Annotated in this window: 12 protein-coding genes and 1 pseudogene; 5 read left to right on the forward strand and 8 right to left on the reverse strand. The window is 67.8% G+C overall.

The window, feature by feature from the left end:
• Window positions 1–166 precede the first annotated feature (166 nt).
• The 6 genes from ACOTSS_RS18665 to ACOTSS_RS18690 form a co-directional block, all read right to left on the reverse strand.
• Window positions 167–1,393: an amino acid permease gene (locus tag ACOTSS_RS18665; protein ID WP_448689451.1), complete on the reverse strand. Its 1,227-nt coding sequence runs from the start codon at window positions 1,391–1,393 to the stop codon at window positions 167–169.
• Window positions 1,394–1,469: 76 nt separating this feature from the next.
• On the reverse strand, window positions 1,470–3,854 hold the full coding sequence (locus ACOTSS_RS18670; RefSeq protein ID WP_448689452.1) for a TonB-dependent receptor: 2,385 nt from the start codon (window positions 3,852–3,854) through the stop codon (window positions 1,470–1,472).
• A gap of 145 nt (window positions 3,855–3,999) precedes the next feature.
• Window positions 4,000–5,814, reverse strand: a complete 1,815-nt coding sequence (locus ACOTSS_RS18675; RefSeq protein ID WP_448689453.1) for a sulfotransferase — start codon at window positions 5,812–5,814, stop codon at window positions 4,000–4,002.
• 11 nt (window positions 5,815–5,825) lie between these two features.
• Window positions 5,826–7,415 (reverse strand): DsbA family protein, encoded by a 1,590-nt coding sequence (locus tag ACOTSS_RS18680; protein ID WP_448689454.1) that lies wholly within the window; start codon window positions 7,413–7,415, stop codon window positions 5,826–5,828.
• Window positions 7,416–7,470: 55 nt separating this feature from the next.
• Window positions 7,471–8,874: a M48 family metalloprotease gene (locus ACOTSS_RS18685; protein WP_448691377.1), complete on the reverse strand. Its 1,404-nt coding sequence runs from the start codon at window positions 8,872–8,874 to the stop codon at window positions 7,471–7,473.
• Window positions 8,875–9,057: 183 nt separating this feature from the next.
• A complete protein-coding gene (locus tag ACOTSS_RS18690; protein WP_448689455.1) occupies window positions 9,058–11,661 on the reverse strand; it encodes an Rne/Rng family ribonuclease in 2,604 nt (867 codons plus the stop codon).
• A 737-nt stretch (window positions 11,662–12,398) separates the two neighbouring features.
• On the opposite strand from ACOTSS_RS18690, the pseudogene ACOTSS_RS18695 reads away from it, so the two are divergent.
• Window positions 12,399–13,202 (forward strand): annotated as a pseudogene (locus ACOTSS_RS18695) (N-acetylmuramoyl-L-alanine amidase family protein); the annotation flags it as partial.
• Window positions 13,203–13,650: 448 nt separating this feature from the next.
• Here ACOTSS_RS18695 and ACOTSS_RS18700 read toward each other — a convergent pair.
• Entirely contained in the window at window positions 13,651–14,385 is a 735-nt protein-coding gene (locus ACOTSS_RS18700; protein WP_448689456.1) for a cold-shock protein, read from the reverse strand.
• Window positions 14,386–14,646: 261 nt separating this feature from the next.
• On the opposite strand from ACOTSS_RS18700, the gene ACOTSS_RS18705 reads away from it, so the two are divergent.
• The 4 genes from ACOTSS_RS18705 to ACOTSS_RS18720 all read left to right on the forward strand — a co-directional run bounded on the left by ACOTSS_RS18705 (window position 14,647) and on the right by ACOTSS_RS18720 (window position 16,774).
• A complete protein-coding gene (locus ACOTSS_RS18705) occupies window positions 14,647–15,264 on the forward strand; it encodes a ribonuclease D (protein ID WP_448689457.1) in 618 nt (205 codons plus the stop codon).
• Between the two features lie 19 nt (window positions 15,265–15,283).
• Window positions 15,284–15,922, forward strand: a complete 639-nt coding sequence (lptC, locus tag ACOTSS_RS18710; protein ID WP_448689458.1) for an LPS export ABC transporter periplasmic protein LptC — start codon at window positions 15,284–15,286, stop codon at window positions 15,920–15,922.
• Window positions 15,919–16,512 (forward strand): LptA/OstA family protein, encoded by a 594-nt coding sequence (locus ACOTSS_RS18715; RefSeq protein ID WP_448689459.1) that lies wholly within the window; start codon window positions 15,919–15,921, stop codon window positions 16,510–16,512. The genes lptC and ACOTSS_RS18715 overlap by 4 nt, the downstream gene beginning before the upstream one ends.
• A gap of 106 nt (window positions 16,513–16,618) precedes the next feature.
• The gene (locus ACOTSS_RS18720; RefSeq protein ID WP_448689460.1) at window positions 16,619–16,774 is read left to right on the forward strand and encodes a hypothetical protein; all 156 of its coding nucleotides are present in this window, start codon (window positions 16,619–16,621) and stop codon (window positions 16,772–16,774) included.
• 303 nt (window positions 16,775–17,077) lie between these two features.
• On the opposite strand, the gene ACOTSS_RS18725 is transcribed toward ACOTSS_RS18720, so the two are convergent.
• Window positions 17,078–18,082 (reverse strand): hypothetical protein, encoded by a 1,005-nt coding sequence (locus ACOTSS_RS18725; RefSeq protein WP_448689461.1) that lies wholly within the window; start codon window positions 18,080–18,082, stop codon window positions 17,078–17,080.
• Between the last annotated feature and the right edge of the window lie 173 nt (window positions 18,083–18,255).

The raw sequence follows: 18,255 nt of genomic DNA on the forward strand, positions 1-18,255 counted from the left end.
TGGCGCACCGCGTCAGAAAGAACGCGCTACGACAGCGGGCGGACGCCGCAGGGTTTCGAACCCTGTATGCGATGGCGGTCCAACACGACGCGTCTCCAAAAAGCCCGGATCCAGGCGGGAAGGTCGGCGCCGATAGGCGATTTTGGCCGATCGCGCAAGGGCGGGGTCAGCGGATCGCGGGCGAAGCCGCCGATCTTTGCGTCCACCAATAGAGGGGCAGGCCCGCCGCCATCAGGATCAGGCTCATCGCGCTGACGCCGATCCCGGCGCCCCACAGGGTCCAGACGGCGTAGATGAGCCCGAGCGCGGCGACCGGCATCGCGACGCCGAGGCGCAATGCCGCGCCCGCGCAGGCGAGGTAGAGCCACAGCGTCACCGAGGTCGACAGCACCGCCATGAAATTGAACATCTCGGCGGTCGACTTGTTGTCGTTGAGGATGACGCAGACGGTCGCGATCGCACTCGACAGGATCAGCGCGTTCGCCGGGGTGCCGTGACTGTTCGTCCGCGCGAACCAGCCGGGGAGCAGCCCCTGCCGCGCCAGCGTCGCGGGCAGCTCGGCCTGGATCAGCGTCCAGCCGTTGAGCGTGCCGAGCGCGCTCACCGCGGCGAAGGCGGCGATCAGCAGCGCCGGTTCGTGCGACCAGTAGGTCTCGACGAACAGCGAGAAGGGGGAGCCAGAGGCCGCGACCGCTTCCGCCGGCAGCATCAGCACGATCGCCGAACAGACGATCAGGTAGAGGAGGCCGGTCGCGAGCGTGCCGATCATCGTCGCGCGCGGGATGGTCACAGCGGGCCGGTCGACCTTGTCGGCGGCGACGCTCGCCGATTCGAAGCCGAGCAGCGCCCACAGGGTGAAGATCGCCGAGGCGCTGACCGTGGTCAGCGATAGCCCCTCGGCGGGGAAGGGCGTCAGCGCCACCGGCGCCGCGCCGCCGAAGGCGACCGGGATCAGCACGATCACCACCGCCAGCGGCACCAGCTTGATCAGCAGCGTGACGATCTGGAAGCGTCCCGCCGCGCGCGCGCCGCGCCAGTTGATCGCGGTGACGATCCAGATCAGCGCGATCGTCGCCGCGGCCATATGCTCGGCCAGCGCGGGGACGAAGATGCCGAGGAAGCTGACCGCCGCCACCGCCAGCGTCACATTGGCGGTCCACACCGATATCCAATAGGCCCAGCCGATCATGAAGCTGGGGATGCGGCCGAAGGCGCGTTCGACGAAGCCGGTCGGCCCGCCCGCTTCGGGAAAGGCGACGGTCAGCCGCGCGAGTACGGCGGCTAGCGCGAGCGCGCCGGCGATGGTGAGCGCCCAGCCCGCGACCGCGTTCCAGCCAAAGGGAGCAAGGCTCGCCGGGAGCAGGAACACCCCCGACCCGATCATATTACCCATGACCAGCGCGACGCACATCGCGAGGCCGAGCTTGCGGACCGGCTCTGCGCCCTCCGTCAGCGGAGCCTGGGGCCGATCAGAAATCCTTGCTGACCTTCAACCCGATCAAGCGCGGCCGGATGACATTGTCGTAGAAGACGCCGCCGGTCGAACTGATGCCGTCGGGATCGCCGCAGATCGATTCGCCGCACTGGACCGCGCTGTTCACGATGCCTCGGCTGTCGAACAAATTGGTCGCGAACAGCTCGGCGCTCCAGTCGTCGGTCTTGACGCCGACGCTGACGTCGGCGGTCGTATAGGCCTTGAAATTGCCGACGATCGCATTCTCGAAGGTGCGCAGATCGGACCGGCGCTTGCCGATATGATTGACCGCGAACTGGACATGGCCATCGAGCCCCGCGACCGGGAAGTCGTAGCGCGCCACCGCATTGCCCTTGAACTTTGCGGTGACGGGCAACCGCGTGCCCGCGGGCGCGAGCAGCGCGTTGGTCTGGCCTGGCGGGTCGATCGTGCAGTCGAACTGGTCGTTGGCGATCGCGCAGAAATCGCGGCGGATCGTCGCGTCGTTGTAGCTGCCGCCGACATTGAGCGACAGTCCGCCCGAGCGATAGCCGAGGTCGAACTCGAAGCCGCGGATGCGCGCGATGCCGGCGCTGCGAATCTCGGTCAGGCCGTTGGCGCCGAGGAAGGAGAGCTGGATGTCGTCCCAATCCTCCTGATAGACGGCGCCGTTGAAGCGAAGCGGGCCGAAGCTCGATTTCCAGCCGAACTCGTAATTGTCGAGCGTGTCGGGGCCATAGGGCGGCAGCGTGCCGCGGCGGTTGATGCCGCCGGGCCGGAAGCCGCGCGACCAGGTCCCATAGACGAGGATGTCGTCGGTGATCTTGTAGGTCAGGTTGAGCTTGTGGATGAAGCCCGTGTCCTTCGTCCGCTTGTCGAGGTTGGTGCAGGGCGATCCCGCGACGACCGGCCCGGCGAAGCAGCCCGCAACCCCGGTGCTGCCGCTATAGCCGTCCGAATAGCCGAAAAAGCCGACGAGGCTGTTGTCGAACTTGTAGAGGCGGCCGCCGCCGGTCAGCGTCAGCTGGTCGGTGATGTCGAAGCTGATCTCGCCGAACGCGGCATAGTCGCGGTCGACGCGAAACTGCTTGGTCAGCCAGATGTCGCTGTCGGTGCCGGGAACGGTGATCGCATCGGCGATGTCGTCGACGATGTAATTCTGTTCGATATTGTGCGACTGGCGCTGCCAGAAGACGCCGCCGATGAACCGCAGCCGCGCGTCGTCGGGCGAGGCGATGCGCGCCTCGAAGAAGCTCTTCTTATAGCGGTCGATGCCGTGGATATACTGGTTCGGACTGACGAGATCGTCGTTATTGTCATAGAAATAGGCGCCATAGCCGTAGAGCGCGTCGTAGAAATAGGCATAGTCCGAATAGTCGCTGTCGACCACGGTCTTGCGCCGCAGATGGCCGCCGGTGACCGTCAGGTCCCAGCTGCCTAGCTTGCCTTCGACGGTCAGTGCCGCCTGCAGCCATTTGTCCTTCGACAGCTCGCGATTATATTGCACCGTCTGCAGATCGTCGGTGACCGCACTCGAGCGTTCCTGCGCGAAATTGCCGTTCGCATTCTGCACCTGGCCCATGATCGTCGGGCGCAGCGTCCAGTCGTCGTCGAGCTCGATGCCGAGCGCGAGGCGCGCCCCATAGGTGTCGACGTCGTTATAGTCCTTTTTGACCAGCGCGGCATTGTCCTGCGTGATTCCGCTGGTCGGAAAGGTCCGGCTGCCGTGGATATTGTCGATATAACCGCCGTCGTGGCGATACCAGCCGACGAGACGGAGCGCCGCGCGGTCGCTCAGCTTCGCGTTGATGAAGCCTTCGGCGACCCCGCCGATGTCGCCGTGCGCGACGCTGTTGAGTTCGAGCCCCACCGAGCCATAGGTGCCGCTGGTGTCGGGCGGATTGGTGACCAGCTTGATCGTGCCCGCCATCGAACTCGCGCCATAGAGCGTGCCCTGCGGTCCCGCGAGCGCCTCGACGCGCGCGAGGTCATAGGCGTGGATGTCGAGCGCGCCCTGGATCGTCGTGATCGGCATTTCGTCCAGATAGGTGCCGACCGTCGGCAGCGATGCCGAATGGTTGGCGTTTTCGCCGCTCGCGACGCCGCGGAAATAGACCTGGCTGAACCCCGGCCCGAGCGACTGGATCGTCACCGAGGGCAGGAATTTGACGACATCCTGAAATTCCTTGACCTGCAGTTCGTTCAGTTTCTCGGTGCCGATCGCGGTGATCGCGAGCGGAACGTCCTGCAGATTCTGTTCGCGTTTCGATGCGGTGACGACGATGTCGTCATCGTTTTTCGTGTTCGATTGCTGTGCGAATGCCGCGCCCGACGTGCAGAGCATCGTACTGCCCAGCAGAACCGCGCCGCTCTTTGCTACCACCGCCCTCAAATACCGCATGAGAACCCCCCTCGAATGACAGCTATGTGACGCGAGAATGACGCGGCGTGGCGCAAGCGCAAGCATTGTTGTCGGAGCGGCGGGGCGCTTTGTCGAAAATGTCGGACCCTGTTGCCCAAACGCAACGAATTTGCGCGAACGCGCTTCAGCCGAATGCGGCAGGAATCCGCGGATAAGCGCCCAGAACCGGGCCCAGCGCCTCGCGCAGCGGCGCAAGCCACGCATCATAGGCTTGCCATTGGCCGACGCCGTCGCGGTTGATCGGGCGGCGCACCTGCTCGCTCGACGCGGTGCGCACCGCGCGATCGTTGGCGTGGAACGCCAGGCACGCCGCCTCGAACGGCTGGCCTAGGAAGGCGAGCATCGCGCGCACCTCGGCCTCGGGATCGTCGAGCAGTGCTTCGTGGATCACGCGGTGGATCGTCCCCGGCTGCACCGCATCGACATGCGCCATCAGCCGCACATAGTCGCGGTAATAGGTGCCCATGTCGGCAAGGCCATAGCTGAACGCCTGGCCCTTCGCATAATGCTGGCGGAAATTGGACCAGCAGCAATCGAGCGGATGCCGCCGCGCGTCGATGATCCTCGCGTTCGGCAGAATCAGCCGGATCAGCGGGACATAGAGCCAGTTGTTCGGCAGCTTGTCGATATAGAAGGGCTTGTCGGTCTTGCGCTGCACGGCGGTGCGGCGAAGGAAGGCGGCGCCCATCTCGGCCAGCTTTTCGGGCGCGGCGGCCGCGACCGCCTCGACCCAGCGCCGGCCGTCGCCCAGTGCCTCGCGCCCGAGGCCGAGCGCAAGCGCGGGGATGTCGGGCAGTTCCATCGTCCCCTCGATCGCCGAATGGCTGGCCAGGATCTGCTCGATCAGGGTCGATCCGGCGCGCGGCATGCCGAGGATGAAGACCGGGTCGGGGGCGGGATCGCCGCCGCCAGCGCGGTCGGCGAAGAAAGCGGCGGTGAAGGTCTCGATGGCGTCGTCGACGATCGCGGTCGTTTCCGCGGTCTCGTAACCGAGCTGACCGGCGCGGATCGCATTGCCCGCCGCATAATGGCGAAAGGCGGCTTCCGCCTCGCCGGCGTCGTCATAGGCCTTGCCGAGCGCGAAATGGAGGTGCAGCCGGTCGTCGTCGCGCGATGCGCCGGCCGGGTCCGCCGCCCGCAGCGCCGCCTCCATCGCCGCGCGGTCGTCAGGGCCGAAGCGGATCGTCTTGAGGTTCGCGAGGCTCCACCACAGCTCGCCGAGCCCCGGGTCGGCGGCGAGCGCGTGGCGATAGGCGGCGATGCCCTCTTCCTGCCGCCCGACGGTCTTCAGCATATGGCCATAGCTCATCCACAGCTTGGCGTGGCCGGGGAAGCGGCGCGTCAGTTCCTCGTAGAGCGCGAGGGCTTCGTCATAGCCGCCGATGCGGCCGAGCGCCGCCGCCTTGAGGTTCGCGTGCGCCGGATTGTCGGGATCCTCGTCCAGCACCGCGTCGAGCGTTTCCACCGCCTCGGCATAGCGGTTCTGCTTGTAATAGACGGTCGCGAGATTGGCGCGCGCCGCGCCGAACCCCGGTGCGAGTTCGAGCGCGCGGCTCAGCAGCTTTTCGGCGTCGGCGTAGCGCCCGATCCGTCCCGCGACTTCGGCGAGCATGCGGATCGCTGCGACGTCGGTTGCGTCGGCTTTCAACCGCGTGCGCAGCGCGCCCTCGGCGTCGGGCAGGCGGTTCTCGGTCAGCGCCAGCGCCGCCTCCATCATCGCCGGATCGTGGATCGCGGCGCTCACCGCGGCCAGCGAGGCTTGCTGGGCTTCGCTCTCGCGCCCGAGCGCGCGCAGGGCATGCGCAGCGATCCGGTGTGCTTCCGCCGCGGTCGGCAGCGCCGCGACGATCGCCCGCGCCTGCGCCAGCGCCGCCGCGGGCTCGCCCCTCAGCAGGCGGCGGGCGTTGGCGAGTGCTTCGTCGACGGAAACGGTCGCCATGCCCGCGCCCGTCACGCCTTCGACCGCGCCTTGGCGATCGCCTGGCGCAGCGCGTCATAGCCGATCTGCCCCTGGAAGAGCTGGTCGCCGACCACCCAGGTCGGGGTGGCGTTGAGCTGGAGCTGGCTCGCGATCGCGAGATTGCTGTCGAGTTCGCGCTGGAACAGCGCCTCGTTCGCGGTCGCGTCGGCGCTGCCGTCGGTGATCACTCCGGCCTTTTGGGCGGCCGCCGCGATCGCCTGCGGGCTGAGCGAGCTGCTCGCGAACATCGCGTGGTGAAAGGCGTCATACTTGCCCTGCCGCGCCGCGGCGAGCGCCATCAGCGCGGCGCCGCGGCTTTGGGCGGAAATGATCGGCAGCTCGCGGAACACGATTTTCAGCCTCTTGTCCTCGCGGATCAGCCGGTCGACGTCGGGAACGCTCGCGCGGCAGAAGCCGCAGGCATAGTCGGTGAAGACGACCAGCGTCACGTCGCCGTCGGCGTTGCCCGCCCAGGCGCCGGCGTAGGGTTTCTCCAGCGCCGGGCGGATCGCGTCGATCGCCTTGGCGATCTCGCGGCCACGCTGCGCCTCGAGCGCCTCGGGAATGATCTGCGGGTTCGCGCGGATATAATCGGCGACGATGGTCTCGACCTCGCTCTTGCTCATCCCGCCGCCGAAGCGGCCGCCGAGCCAGAAGGCGGCGCCGATGAGCAGGATCGCGCCGAGCGCGACGAGCCAGCCGCGGGTGCGAATATCGTCCATGGAAGTCCCCTGCACGCGCGCCGACGGCGCCGCGGTCATCGCCTTGGCGCGCTGCGGGGCCTTCGCAGGGCTCGCGGGCGCGACATGCGGCGTCCGGTCGTCGTCCTCTGCGAGGGCAGGCGGCGGCGTTTCGGCGGCGGCCGGCGGCGCGTCGGCGAACAGCGGCAGGTCGGCCGCCGCGGGCTTCGCCTTGCGCGCTTCGGCTTCCTCGCGCGCGAGCAATTGTTCGAGCCCCGAGGGCGGCGGTGCGGGTTCCTCGCGCGGCGCGGGACGCAGCTTGATCGCCGCCTCGCCGAGGCCGTCCTTGCTTGCCTTGGCGACCTGGCCCAGTCCCGCCTTCGTCTTGTCGGCGACCTCGCCGAGCCCGCGCCCGGCCCCGCTCGACAGCTTTCGGGCCTTGTCGCCGAGCGCCATCTTGTCCCACGCCTTGCCGCTCGTCGCGGCGGCGGCGCGTCCGGCCCTGGCCGAGCCGCGCCCGACTGCGCGGGCGCCGTTCGCGACCGCGCTTGCCGCGGCGGCGGCGGCCTCGCGCGAACGGCGCGGAATCTCCATCGCCTCGACGCGCGCGGGAATGTCGGCGCGTTCGCCGGCGCGGATCGTCCAGTCGGCGAAGGCGCCGGCGCCGCTCCGCACCGCGCGCCAGAATCCCGCGGCGCCCGCACGGAGCTGCCCGGGCTTGATCAGCGGGTCGCGCGGCGTCTCCGCGCGCGCCTCATAGCGCGTCAGGTCGATGCCCACCGGCGGGCCGACCTTCGGCTTGGCGAGGCCTTCGTCGGCCCTGGGTGCAGGCGCGGCCCCTTGCGTCGGCGCCGGGTCGCGCAGCCAAGGCTGGTAATATTCTTCTTTTTTATCTGTCACTTATTGCCCTCGCGCATCGTCGGATTGCGATGCGTTCCGTCTGGTTCGCGCGAATCTAGCGCCGTTTGCGCGTCCGTTCCACCTCGGCGCGCGCGACGAGCGAAATATCCTGTGCGCGAATCCAGTCGGGGGAGCCTTGCGGAAGGCCTTGCATCGCCATCTCGGCATTACGCAGCGCGAGCCCCGGCTGTCCACCCTCAAGGCTGTAGCGCTCCGCCGAGGCGAGCGCCGCCCGCGCCTGATCGCCCCGGGCGGCATAGACGATGCCGAGCTGATACCAGGCGAAGGGGTTTTCATTGTCGAGCGCGACCGCGGTCTTCAGCACTTCCTCGGCCTCGGGATAGTTGGCGGGGTCCTCGGTCGCGATCAGCGCATGCCCCAGCGTCCCGGCGATCAGCGGCGCCGAATGCGAATTGGCGACCGCCTTGCGCAGCGGCGGAATCGCTTCCTTGGGGTGCCCCGATTCGAGCAGCACCTGGCCTTCGAGTTCGAGGAAATAGGGATCCTCGGGATCGGTCTTGAGCAGCGCCTCGGTCTCGGCGAGGGCCTTGTCGGGATAGGCGCCCTTGTGCCACGCATAGGCGCGGGCGTAATGCGCGGGGACGCTGTTGTCGCTTTCGGGATAGAGGCGCAGCGTCTTTTCGGGTTCGGCGATATAGCCGACGAGCTTCGCCTTCACGCGCTTGAAGCGCTTCTCGATGCCGGGGTCGCTCGGCTTGTTCCACGCGGGGTCGACGACATAGACCTCGCGCAGCGCCTGGATGCGGTCGCCCGACAGCGGGTGGGTGCGGCCATAGGCCTGGTCGTCGTCCTGCTTCACCGCATAGCGGAATTCGATGTTCTGCAGCTTCTTGAAGAAATCGAGGCTGCCCTTGCCACTGATCCCGGCCTTCGACAGATATTGCGCGCCCGCGGCGTCGGCGGTCGCTTCCTGGACGCGGGTAAAGGCGAGGAACTTGCCGAGCGCGGCCTGCTGGCCCGCCATCATGATGCCCATGCCCGCATCGCCGCCGCCCGCCGCCATCGCCGCGGCGCCGAGCAGCAGGCTGAGCAGCGAGATGCCGGTCGCGACCTTGGCGCCTTCGCCGACGCGGATCGCGTGGCCGCCCATGATATGGCCGAGTTCGTGCGCGAGCACACCCTGCACTTCGTTGGCGCTGTCGGCCGCCTCGATCAGCCCGCTGTGGACATAGATGTCCTGGCTGCCGGCGACGAAGGCGTTGATGCTGCGGTCGCTGAGCAGGTGGACGCGCACCTGGCCGGGGCGCAACCCCGCCGCGACGGTGATCGGGTCCATCATGTCCTGAAGCAGCGCCTCGGTCTCGGCGTCGCGCAGGATCGACTGCGCCATCGCGGGCCGCACCGCGACCGCGAACAGGACGAGCAGAGTCAGCAGGATACGGGAAAAGGCGCGGGGCCCCCACCCGCTGAACGCGGCCTGCTGGAGCGAAGCGGTCATCGCCGCCTGTCTTGCGCCGCGCGCCTGAACCTCGAATGAAGCCATGATGGGGTTATCGGGGGCCAGGCGCACCAACGCAAGGCGCGAGATGGCGTTTTTGCGGCCGGCTGCCCGAAATGAAAAGCCGTGCGTTCCCGCCTTTGCAGGGACACACGGCTTTCCATCAGAAAGAGGCGATTGCGATCAATTCCCGAAGGTGCGCTGCCACCAGCCGCGGCGCGGCTCGCCATCGGGGCCTTCTTCGCCGGCGGGCGCCTCGTCGGCCGCGACCGCGGCGACGGCTTCGAGCGCATCCGCCTCGGGCGCCGCTTCGGCGGCCGCGGCCTTCTTGGCACGGCTCGCGCGCTTGCGGACCGGCTTGGCCGCAGGCTCGACCTCGACGGCGTCGGCAGCCGGCGCTTCCGCGACCGGTGCTTCGGCTTCGGGGGCTGCTGCTGCAGCTTCGCCGACCGGCTCCGCTTCGGCGGTCTTGGCCTTGCGCGGCGCGCGCTTGCGCTTGGGCTTCTCTTCAGTGGCGGGGGCTTCCTCGGTCGCGGCGTCGGCGGTTTCCGTCTCGGCCGGCGTTTCGGCTGCGACCTCGGTCACGACCTCGGCCTCGGCCTCCTCGGTCTTCGCCTTGCGCGCGCGTCCGCCGCGGCGGCGCTTCGGCTTCGTCTCGGCCTCTTCGGCTTCGGCCGGAGCCTCGGCGGGGGATTCCCCGTCGTCGGCGTCCTCGATTTCGGTTGCTTCGCCGCCGCTCTCGATGGCCTCGCCCTCACCGGCTTCGCTGCCCTCCTCATCACGGCGGCCGCGGCGGCCCCGGCGGCGGCGGCGGCGGCGCTTGCGGCCGTCGCCGTCTCCTTCGCCCTCGTCGCGTTCGCGGCGGGCCGGGCGCTCATCTTCCGCAGCGTCCTCGTCTTCTTCCTCGTCGACGATATCCTCGTCTTCATCATCTTCGATCGGTTCGATCGGGGCAAAGCTGCGGCGCTGGAGAGGCGGCGGGCCGCCGACCTCGATCGCCATGCGCGCGCCTTCGGTCTCGCCGTCGGGCAGGATCTCGACGCTGACGCCGTAAAGCTCCTCGATCTCGCGCAGCTCGCGGCGCTTTTCGTTGAGCAGGTAGAAGGTCGCTTCCTGGCTCGCGCGCAGCGTGATCTTGCTGCCCTTGCCGCGCGCCGCTTCCTCTTCGATCAGGCGCAGCGCGCTGAGGCCCGCCGAGGATGCGGTGCGGACGAGGCCGGTGCCCTCGCAATGCGGGCAGGGGCGCGTCGAGGCCTCGAGCACGCCGGTGCGCAGGCGCTGGCGGCTCATCTCCATCAGCCCGAAGCCCGAGATGCGTCCGATCTGGATGCGCGCGCGGTCGTTCTTCAGCGCGTCCTTCATCGCGCGCTCGACCTTGCGGACGTTCGAGCCGTGATCCATGTCGATGAAGTCGATCACGATCAGTCCCGCCATGTCGCGGAGGCGAAGCTGGCGCGCGATCTCGTGCGCGGCTTCGAGGTTGGTGCTGAGCGCGGTCTGCTCGATATTATGCTCGCGCGTCGAGCGGCCCGAGTTGATGTCGATCGACACCAGGGCCTCGGTCGGGTTGATCACCAGATAGCCGCCGGACTTGAGCTGGACGACGGGGTTCAGCATCCCCGCGAGCTGGTCCTCGACGCCATAGCGCTGATAGAGCGAGACCGGGTCGGCATATTGCTTCACGCGCCTTGCGTGGCTCGGCATCAGCAGCTTCATGAACTGCTTCGCGGCCTTATAGCCCTCGTCGCCCTCGACGAGCACTTCCTCGATATCCTTGTGATAGATGTCGCGGATCGCGCGCTTCACGAGGTCGCTGTCCGAATGGATCAGCGCCGGCGCGCTCGACCCCAGCGTGTTCTCGCGAATCTCGTCCCACAGGCGGGCGAGATAGTCGAAGTCGCGCTTGATCTCGACCTTGGTGCGGCTCATCCCGGCGGTGCGGACGATGCAGCCCATCGTCGGCGGCAGCGCGAGTTCGTCGATCATCGCCTTCAGCTTGCGGCGGTCGGCGCCGTTCGAGATCTTCCGGCTGATCCCGCCGCCGTGCATCGTGTTCGGCATCAGCACACAATAGCGGCCGGCGAGGCTCAGATAGGTGGTCAGCGCGGCGCCCTTGTTGCCGCGCTCTTCCTTGACGACCTGCACCAGCATCACCTGCCGGCGGCGGATGACGTCCTGGATCTTGTAGCGGCGGCGCAGCGACATGCGGCTTTCGCCGTCCTCGTCGTCGCCCCGGCGGCCGCGCCCGCGGCCCCGGCCGCCCTTGCGGCCATCGCGCCCGCGGCGCCGGCGGTCGCCGCGGCTATCCTTGCCTTCTTCGGCGCCCGGCTCGCCGTCGCCGGTCTCGCCTTCGCCGCCCTCGTCGTCGCCTTCGGCCTCTTCGCCGATGGTTTCGGGCGCGGGGGCGTCGCCATTCTCGTCGTCATGCTCCTCGACGTCGGCGACATCGCCTTCGAGCTCGTCGAGATCCTCCTCGGCGCGCATCGCGGCCTCGGCGGCATGCTCGGCCTCTTCGCGCAGCAGCGCTTCGCGGTCTTCCTTCGGAATCTGATAATAGTCGGGGTGGATTTCGCTGAAGGCCAGGAAGCCGTGGCGGTTGCCGCCATATTCGACGAACGCCGCCTGCAGCGACGGTTCGACGCGGGTGACCTTGGCCAGATAGATATTGCCCTTGAGCTGCTTGTGCTCGGCGGACTCGAAATCAAACTCCTCGATGCGGTTTCCCTTGGTGACGGCGACCCGGGTTTCTTCCCGGTGCCGCGCGTCGATCAACATGCGCGTGGTCATTATATACACTCCAAGCGCGCCGTGGCGCGCCAACAAAAAATCCCGCGAACCGTCCCTTGGGGCGGTTGCGGCGGATAAGGGTGAAACGGAAAAAGACGTTATTGCCGCGGGGGGCCTGCGTCCGGTCCTGGACGCGCATGCGGTCTTCGAATCCGGCGACGATCGGGGCGAAAGCGCCCGCGTCGGGATCAGAAGAGGGCATGGCAAGCCTCATGCGGCATCAACCTGTTACGGGATGAGCGGGCAGGGGGGCATCGAAGGATCGCTCCGCTGTCCGGTCAACCGGGTGGACTGACGGCAGGTCGCCCTTTCCCACATGTCCGGCACCGGGGCTGCGGCGGTCCCGCGGGTTCGCGGGATCGGCGCCTTTCCCCTCAAAAGGCCGGACGGGCCGGAATGGGCACCGTCAGTGGGGGCGTTGCTAGCATCGGCACGGACCGACGGCAACCTCCGCCACCGCACAAAGATGGGATCGCGCGCGGAGTGTTGCAAGAATGCCCGCCGGCGCCTGCTTGCGCCGCGCACGGCGAATCGGCGGTTAACCGCGCCGATTCACCTTCGAATGCGGCCAGGAACCGGCCGTTTTCGAATAAGCACTGGACCATCGCGTACGCGGCGGCATAGTCGCCTGCATGGGCTTCTTGTTCCTGTTGAGCGCGACGCTGCTGACGCCGCCGGTGCCGGCCGGGGAGATCGCGCGCGCGGCGCATGCGCCGGGGCTCGACCTGCGGCGGGCCGCCGGCTTTCGCGCGAGGCCGCCCGGAAAGCGCTATTCGGTTACCGTGCCGATCGGCAAGCCCAGGTCCGCGCTGCCGCTGCCGCGGATCGAGGGGCCGAGTGACGAGCGCCTGCCGCTCGTCGTTATCGACGCGGGCCACGGCGGTCACGATCCGGGCGCGATCTCGCCTTACGGCGGCCGCCGCGAAAAGGACGTCACCCTCGCGCTCGCGCGGGCGATCCGCGATCAGCTCGTCGCGACCGGCCGCGTCCGCGTCGCGCTTACCCGCGCCGACGACCGCTATCTGGTGCTCGAGGAACGCTATGGCATCGCCCGGCGGCTGAAGGCCGATCTCTTCCTTTCGATCCACGCCGATTCGGCCGAGAGCGAGGAGGCGCACGGCGCGTCGGTCTTCACTCTCTCCGAAGTCGCGTCCGACCGCGAGGCGGCGAAGCTCGCGGCGCGCGAGAACAAGGCGAACATCATCAACGGCATCGATCTCGGCGCGCACAGCGGCGCGGTGTCGTCGATCCTGCTCGACCTCACCCAGCGCGAGACGATGAATGTCGCCTCTGACTTCGCGCGCCTGCTCCAGCGCGAGGCGGCCGACGAGGTGCCGTTCCGCAGCGACGCGCATCGCTTCGCTTCCTTCGTGGTGCTGAAGGCCCCCGACACGCCGTCGGTGCTCTTCGAAACCGGCTTTCTCTCGAACAAGGAGGACGCCGATTTCCTCGCCTCGAAGGCGGGCCAGCAAAAGGTCGCGCGCGGGGTGCGCGAGGCGGTGCAGATACACTTCGCCCGCCGGATTGCGGAGGGGCGCTGATTTTCGGCGAACCCGGATTCGGCGGGAATGTCGGAAATGGGAGGCTGCCACAACCATCCCCTCCTCTTCAGAGGAGGGGCAGAGAGACTTGGTCCGGCGCAGCCGGGCCTTAGTCGAGCGGGGTGGTGGCCGAAGGCCAGCGCACCACCGCATTCACCACCCCGCTGCGACTAACGAACAAGTTCGTAAGTCTCGCCGGCCCCTCCTCTGAAGAGGAGGGGCTTGGATGTCCGTTCCCGGTCGGAAACGGACCTCTCCTGCATCGTCATCCCGGACTTGATCCGGGATCCATGACAACGGTGCAGCTTTGGATCCCGGATCAAGTCCGGGATGACGATGCAAGAGACGGCAGCTACGCGTCCGCAGCCGCCGCGCCACGCTCCCATCGCGCCAACGAAAAAGGGCGGCCCGCAAGGGCCGCCCTTTTCCTCTATCACTGTGCCGTCGCTTATTCGCTCGCGGGCTGAAGGTTCACCGCCGCGAACTTGCCGCGGTCGTCGACCTCGATGTCGAAGGCGACGCGGTCGCCCTCTTCGAGGCCTGCCATGCCGGCGCGCTGCACCGCGCTGATGTGGACGAAGGCGTCGGCCTGTCCGTCGTCGCGCGCGATGAAGCCGAAGCCCTTCGTCGTATTGAAGAATTTGACCGTGCCCGAAGTGCGTTCGCCGGTCAGCTGGCGCCGGCCGCGCGCGCCGCCGGGGCGGTCGCCGCCGCGGTCGTCGCGGCGCGGTGCGAATTCCTCGATCGGCATCGGCTCGCCCTCGATCTTGAGGTCGATCGCCGACACCTTGCCGTTGCGCTCGACGAGGGTGAAGCCGAGCGGCTGACCCGAGGCGAGGCCCTGGAGCCCGGCCTGCTCGACCGCGCTGATGTGGACGAACACATCCTCGCCGCCGTCGTCGCGCGCGACGAAGCCGAAGCCCTTCGACGGGTTGAAGAATTTCACCGTGCCCTGACCCTCGCCGACGACCTGCGCCGGCATGCCGCCGCCGCGTCCGCCGCCAAAGCCGCCGCCACGATCGCCGCCGCCGAAGCCGCCGCGATCGCGATCGCCGAAGCCGCCGCGCGGCGGGCCGCCGAAGCTGTCGCCGCCGTAGGGCGCCGGTTCGAAGCTGTCGAAATTGCCGAAATCATCGCGCTTGCCGCGCCCGCGATGGCCACGGCGATCCTTGTTGAAACTCATTGCTTAGTAGTCGCTTTCGGTTCGTCCACGCCCTATTGAACCGGCTCCTTGCGCCGGACGGGGACGCAGTTCACCACGGGCACAGACTCGCCCCGTGCCACCAAGGGCGCAATATATAACCTATATGAACGGCTTCTGCGAACAGAAAATTCAAGGATACTGTGGCGCCTTTGCCACGCTTTGGCGCGGTGCGGGGCCCGTGCGCCCGGTCCGCGAAAACCAGTCATTGAGCGGCGGGGCAACAGGCTCTAAGGCGAGGCGATGAGCGTATATTTTCACGAAGAAGACCTGCCCGAAGGCGTGCTGGGCCCGGGCCCGGTCGCGATCGACACCGAGACGATGGGACTCAACCCGCTGCGCGACCGGCTCTGCCTCGTCCAGATCAGCGACGGGTCGGGCGACGAGCATCTCGTCCGTTTCGCGCCTGGCAGCGCTTATGACGCACCGGTGCTGAAGGCGATATTGGCCGACCCCGGCCGTTTGAAGCTGTTTCATTTCGCGCGCTTCGACATCGCGGCGCTGCAGCATGCGCTCGGCGTCGTCACCGCGCCCGTCTATTGCACCAAGATCGCCTCGAAGCTGGTGCGCACCTACACCGACCGCCACGGCCTCAAGGAACTGGTGCGCGAACTGCTCGGCCAGGACGTGTCGAAGCAGCAGCAGTCGAGCGACTGGGGCGCCGCGGTGCTGAGCGAGGCGCAGCGCGACTATGCCGCGAGCGACGTGCGCTTCCTCCACGCGATGAAGGAGGTGCTCGATGCCCGCCTCGCGCGCGAGGGACGCACCCATCTGGCGCAGGCCTGCTTCGATTTCCTGCCGACGCGCGCCGCGCTCGACCTCGCGGGCTGGCCCGAGGTCGATATCTTCGCGCACAGCTAGGAGCGGAGCGGAAGCGACGATGTCCGAACGCGCCGAACTCGACCGGACGATGCGGCAATTGTGGGCGGCCAAGGGGTCGAGCCACGACCGGGTCGTGCGTATCCTGCGCACCGGGTTGCCGCTCGTCATCGGCGTCATCGCCGCGGTGCTCGTCTTTTCGCCCTTCACCCAGCGCAGCGAAGTGAGCTTCCTGCTCGCCAAGGACAAGGTCGAGGTCGCGAAGGAGCGGATGCGCGTGACGCGCGCCGAATATCGCGGCCAGGACGGCAAGGGCCAGCCCTTTGCGCTGATCGCGGGAAGCGCGGTGCAGAAATCGAGCGCCGAGCCGATCGTGCGGATGACCGACCTGTCGGGCGCGATCCGGCTGAAGGACGGCCCGGCGACGATCGCCGCCCAGCAGAGCTTCTATAACATGGACACCGAAAAGGTCGTGGTGCCGGGCGAGGTGCTGGTGAAGAGCGCCGACGGCTATCGCATCGCCGCCGACGGGGTCGCGTTCGACCTCAAGAACCGCAGCCTCGCCGGCGACAGCGGCGTCGAAGGCACGTTGAACATCGGCCAGTTTTCGGCCAACCAGCTGTACGCCGACCTCGATACGCGGATCGTGCGCCTGTCGGGCAATGCGCGGCTGCGGATCAATCAGGGAGTGATCAAATGAACCGCCCGTCAACGCCGCGCGCCTTCGGCTGGAAGAGCCTGGCGCTCGCCGGCGCCAGCTTCGCGGCGACCAGCTTCGCGATCCTCGCCACCGGCGGCGGCGCGGCGGCGCACGCGCAGGCGCTCGCCAACCACAACAGCAACGCGCCGGTCAATATGGCGGCGGATGTCATCGAGGTGCAGGACCGCGCCGACCGCGTCGTCGTGACGGGCGACGTCCGCGTGACGCAGGCGGGGATGACGCTGACCGCGCAGCGCATGACCATCGCCTACACCCGCGCCGGCGGCACCGACATCAACCGGCTCGACGCCTCGGGCGGGGTCACGGTGACCAAGGGCGACGAGACCGCGAAGGGCAATGTCGCCATCTATGACCTCCAGCGGCGGCTGATCACGATGGTCGGCAATGTCGAGCTGCGCCAAGGCGCGAACCGCCTGTCGGGCGGGCGGATGGTGATCGACCTCAATTCGGGGCGCGCGACCGTCGACGGGCGCGGCGCGGCGCGCGGACCCGACGGCAATCCCGTGCAGGGCGGCACCGGCGGCCGCGTGACGGGCACCTTCACCGTGCCGCAGCGAACGACGCAGTAACCCTGTTCCTTCACGAACCGGCAGGCATGGCCGGCGAAGGTCGGCGCGAGGGGGCAGGCCATCCGCGGCGCCGGGGGCGACGCCGCGCAAGCAAGGTTCGCTGCCCATGCGCTTTTCGCCTTTCGTGCCGCCGCGCCGCCCGTTGTTCGGACGGCGGCAGGACCGTCCCGCCGAAGACCCTGCCGTGCCGCGGCCCGACCCCGAGGACCGGCGGCTGATCGACCGGCTCGTCCGCCATGCCGCGACGCGCGGGCGGGAATAGGCGGTTCCCGGAGAAGCCTTAGGGTCAGGACCCCTTAATTCCACGTTCGAGACGCCATTTCGGCGTCCCCCAAGTTAAGCGAAAGGGGGGATTTGACCGATTTTGCCCATGGCTTCGTCGGCAAGTCTTGGAATATCGACATATTCCTGCGCCTTGCCTCCTCGCCCTGAGCAAAATCGCTTCAAACCTCGAACGCGGAATCAAGGGGTCTTGACCCTAAGCGCCCATGATCGACCGGGCGGATGCCTTTCATAACGGGTGATGGCGCGCCTTCCCTGCTGGGCGGTGGCCGATGCATACGGCCTATCGCCCTTCATAGTCCTTGCGGATGGCGGCCGGAATCGTCGCGGTCGGGCAATGCGTGTATTTGATGGCGGTGTTCGCCATTCCGCTGTCTTCGGATAGGCTGGTGAAGCTGACCGGGCTGATTATGGTCAGAACCGATTTGTCATTTTCCTCCAGATCAGGAGAAATGACAGGGCCGGCGTCGTCCATGAACGATGTATATAACCGGTAGCGATTGCCTCCGAGGGCATTGATGCGGAGAATTTCCGCGCCCGACCATGTCTTGTCGTCGATATAGATCAGCTCATTTTCACGAATCGCCTGTGCGCAACTCGCGCTCCACGTCCAATACCCCTTTTCGATGGGCGGGAAGGCGGTGCCGGCCGGTGTCTGCAGGCTCGCGCCGGCTTGCTGGGCGCCGCCGCCTGCAAGCTGCGGGCGGAATTGGCGTACCGCCGCCTGCATCTGCGGCGAAAGCTGCGCGAAGGCGCATTTTCGATAGGTCGTATCGTCATATTCCATCTGCCGCGCGCTGGGGCTGCCCTCGCGCCATGTAAAATGTCCGGTACCCGTCGCCTTTACTCCCTGAACCTCCCCTCCGACGGCTTCGGCCTTCCAGATGCGGGTGAAGCCGGCAAAGGCGGCATCCTGGTCCTTGCCGCCGCGCGCGGGCGTGCTCACGCGCTGGATTCGATAGATATCGGCGCTGGCAGGGCGGGCGCTGTTCATCGGATCGCCCGGCAAGGCCCGGAGGATGTCGCCGTAATGGCTCCCGTCATAGAAGAACAGAACATCGGCACTGGCGCAGCTCTCGATATAATCGGCGATGTACAGCCCTTGCCCGATCGGCAGGGCCGTCTGCGACGCGGCGGCAGGCGCAGCTTGCGCGCCCTGCGCCGCCATGACGGCGGTCGCCGCTGCCCCTTTCGTCAGAGGACCGGCCTCGGCGTTGTCGCTGGCGGCGGACTGCGAACCGCAGGCCGTGACAAAGGCCGCGAACCCAAGGACGCCGGTGGCGCACATCGTGCGGGATATGGCGGGCATGGTCGAACTCTCCTCTTGTGACGGTCATGCTGGCTGATGAGCCTGTTTCTTCGGCGGTCACAGGTGCCCCCCGCAGTTGGTACGGATCGGACGGTCCTGCGACTGAAACCGAGGGCATGCTATCGGAGAGACGCGGCCCAAGTCTTGATGAC

It is taken from the genome of Sphingopyxis sp. NJF-3, from assembly GCF_053514865.1.

Bases quoted from the DNA above. Each gene is read 5' to 3' on its own strand.
- lptC (WP_448689458.1), top strand. From the start codon at position 15,284: ATGTCCGAACGCGCCGAACTCGACCGGACGATGCGGCAATTGTGGGCG.
- ACOTSS_RS18725 (WP_448689461.1), bottom strand. From the start codon at position 18,082: ATGTGCGCCACCGGCGTCCTTGGGTTCGCGGCCTTTGTCACGGCCTGC.
- ACOTSS_RS18675 (WP_448689453.1), bottom strand. From the start codon at position 5,814: ATGGCGACCGTTTCCGTCGACGAAGCACTCGCCAACGCCCGCCGCCTG.
- ACOTSS_RS18705 (WP_448689457.1), top strand. From the start codon at position 14,647: ATGAGCGTATATTTTCACGAAGAAGACCTGCCCGAAGGCGTGCTGGGC.
- ACOTSS_RS18720 (WP_448689460.1), top strand. From the start codon at position 16,619: ATGCGCTTTTCGCCTTTCGTGCCGCCGCGCCGCCCGTTGTTCGGACGG.
- ACOTSS_RS18690 (WP_448689455.1), bottom strand. From the start codon at position 11,661: ATGACCACGCGCATGTTGATCGACGCGCGGCACCGGGAAGAAACCCGG.
- ACOTSS_RS18685 (WP_448691377.1), bottom strand. From the start codon at position 8,874: ATGACCGCTTCGCTCCAGCAGGCCGCGTTCAGCGGGTGGGGGCCCCGC.
- ACOTSS_RS18700 (WP_448689456.1), bottom strand. From the start codon at position 14,385: ATGAGTTTCAACAAGGATCGCCGTGGCCATCGCGGGCGCGGCAAGCGC.
- ACOTSS_RS18715 (WP_448689459.1), top strand. From the start codon at position 15,919: ATGAACCGCCCGTCAACGCCGCGCGCCTTCGGCTGGAAGAGCCTGGCG.
- ACOTSS_RS18665 (WP_448689451.1), bottom strand. From the start codon at position 1,393: ATGGGTAATATGATCGGGTCGGGGGTGTTCCTGCTCCCGGCGAGCCTT.
- ACOTSS_RS18670 (WP_448689452.1), bottom strand. From the start codon at position 3,854: ATGCGGTATTTGAGGGCGGTGGTAGCAAAGAGCGGCGCGGTTCTGCTG.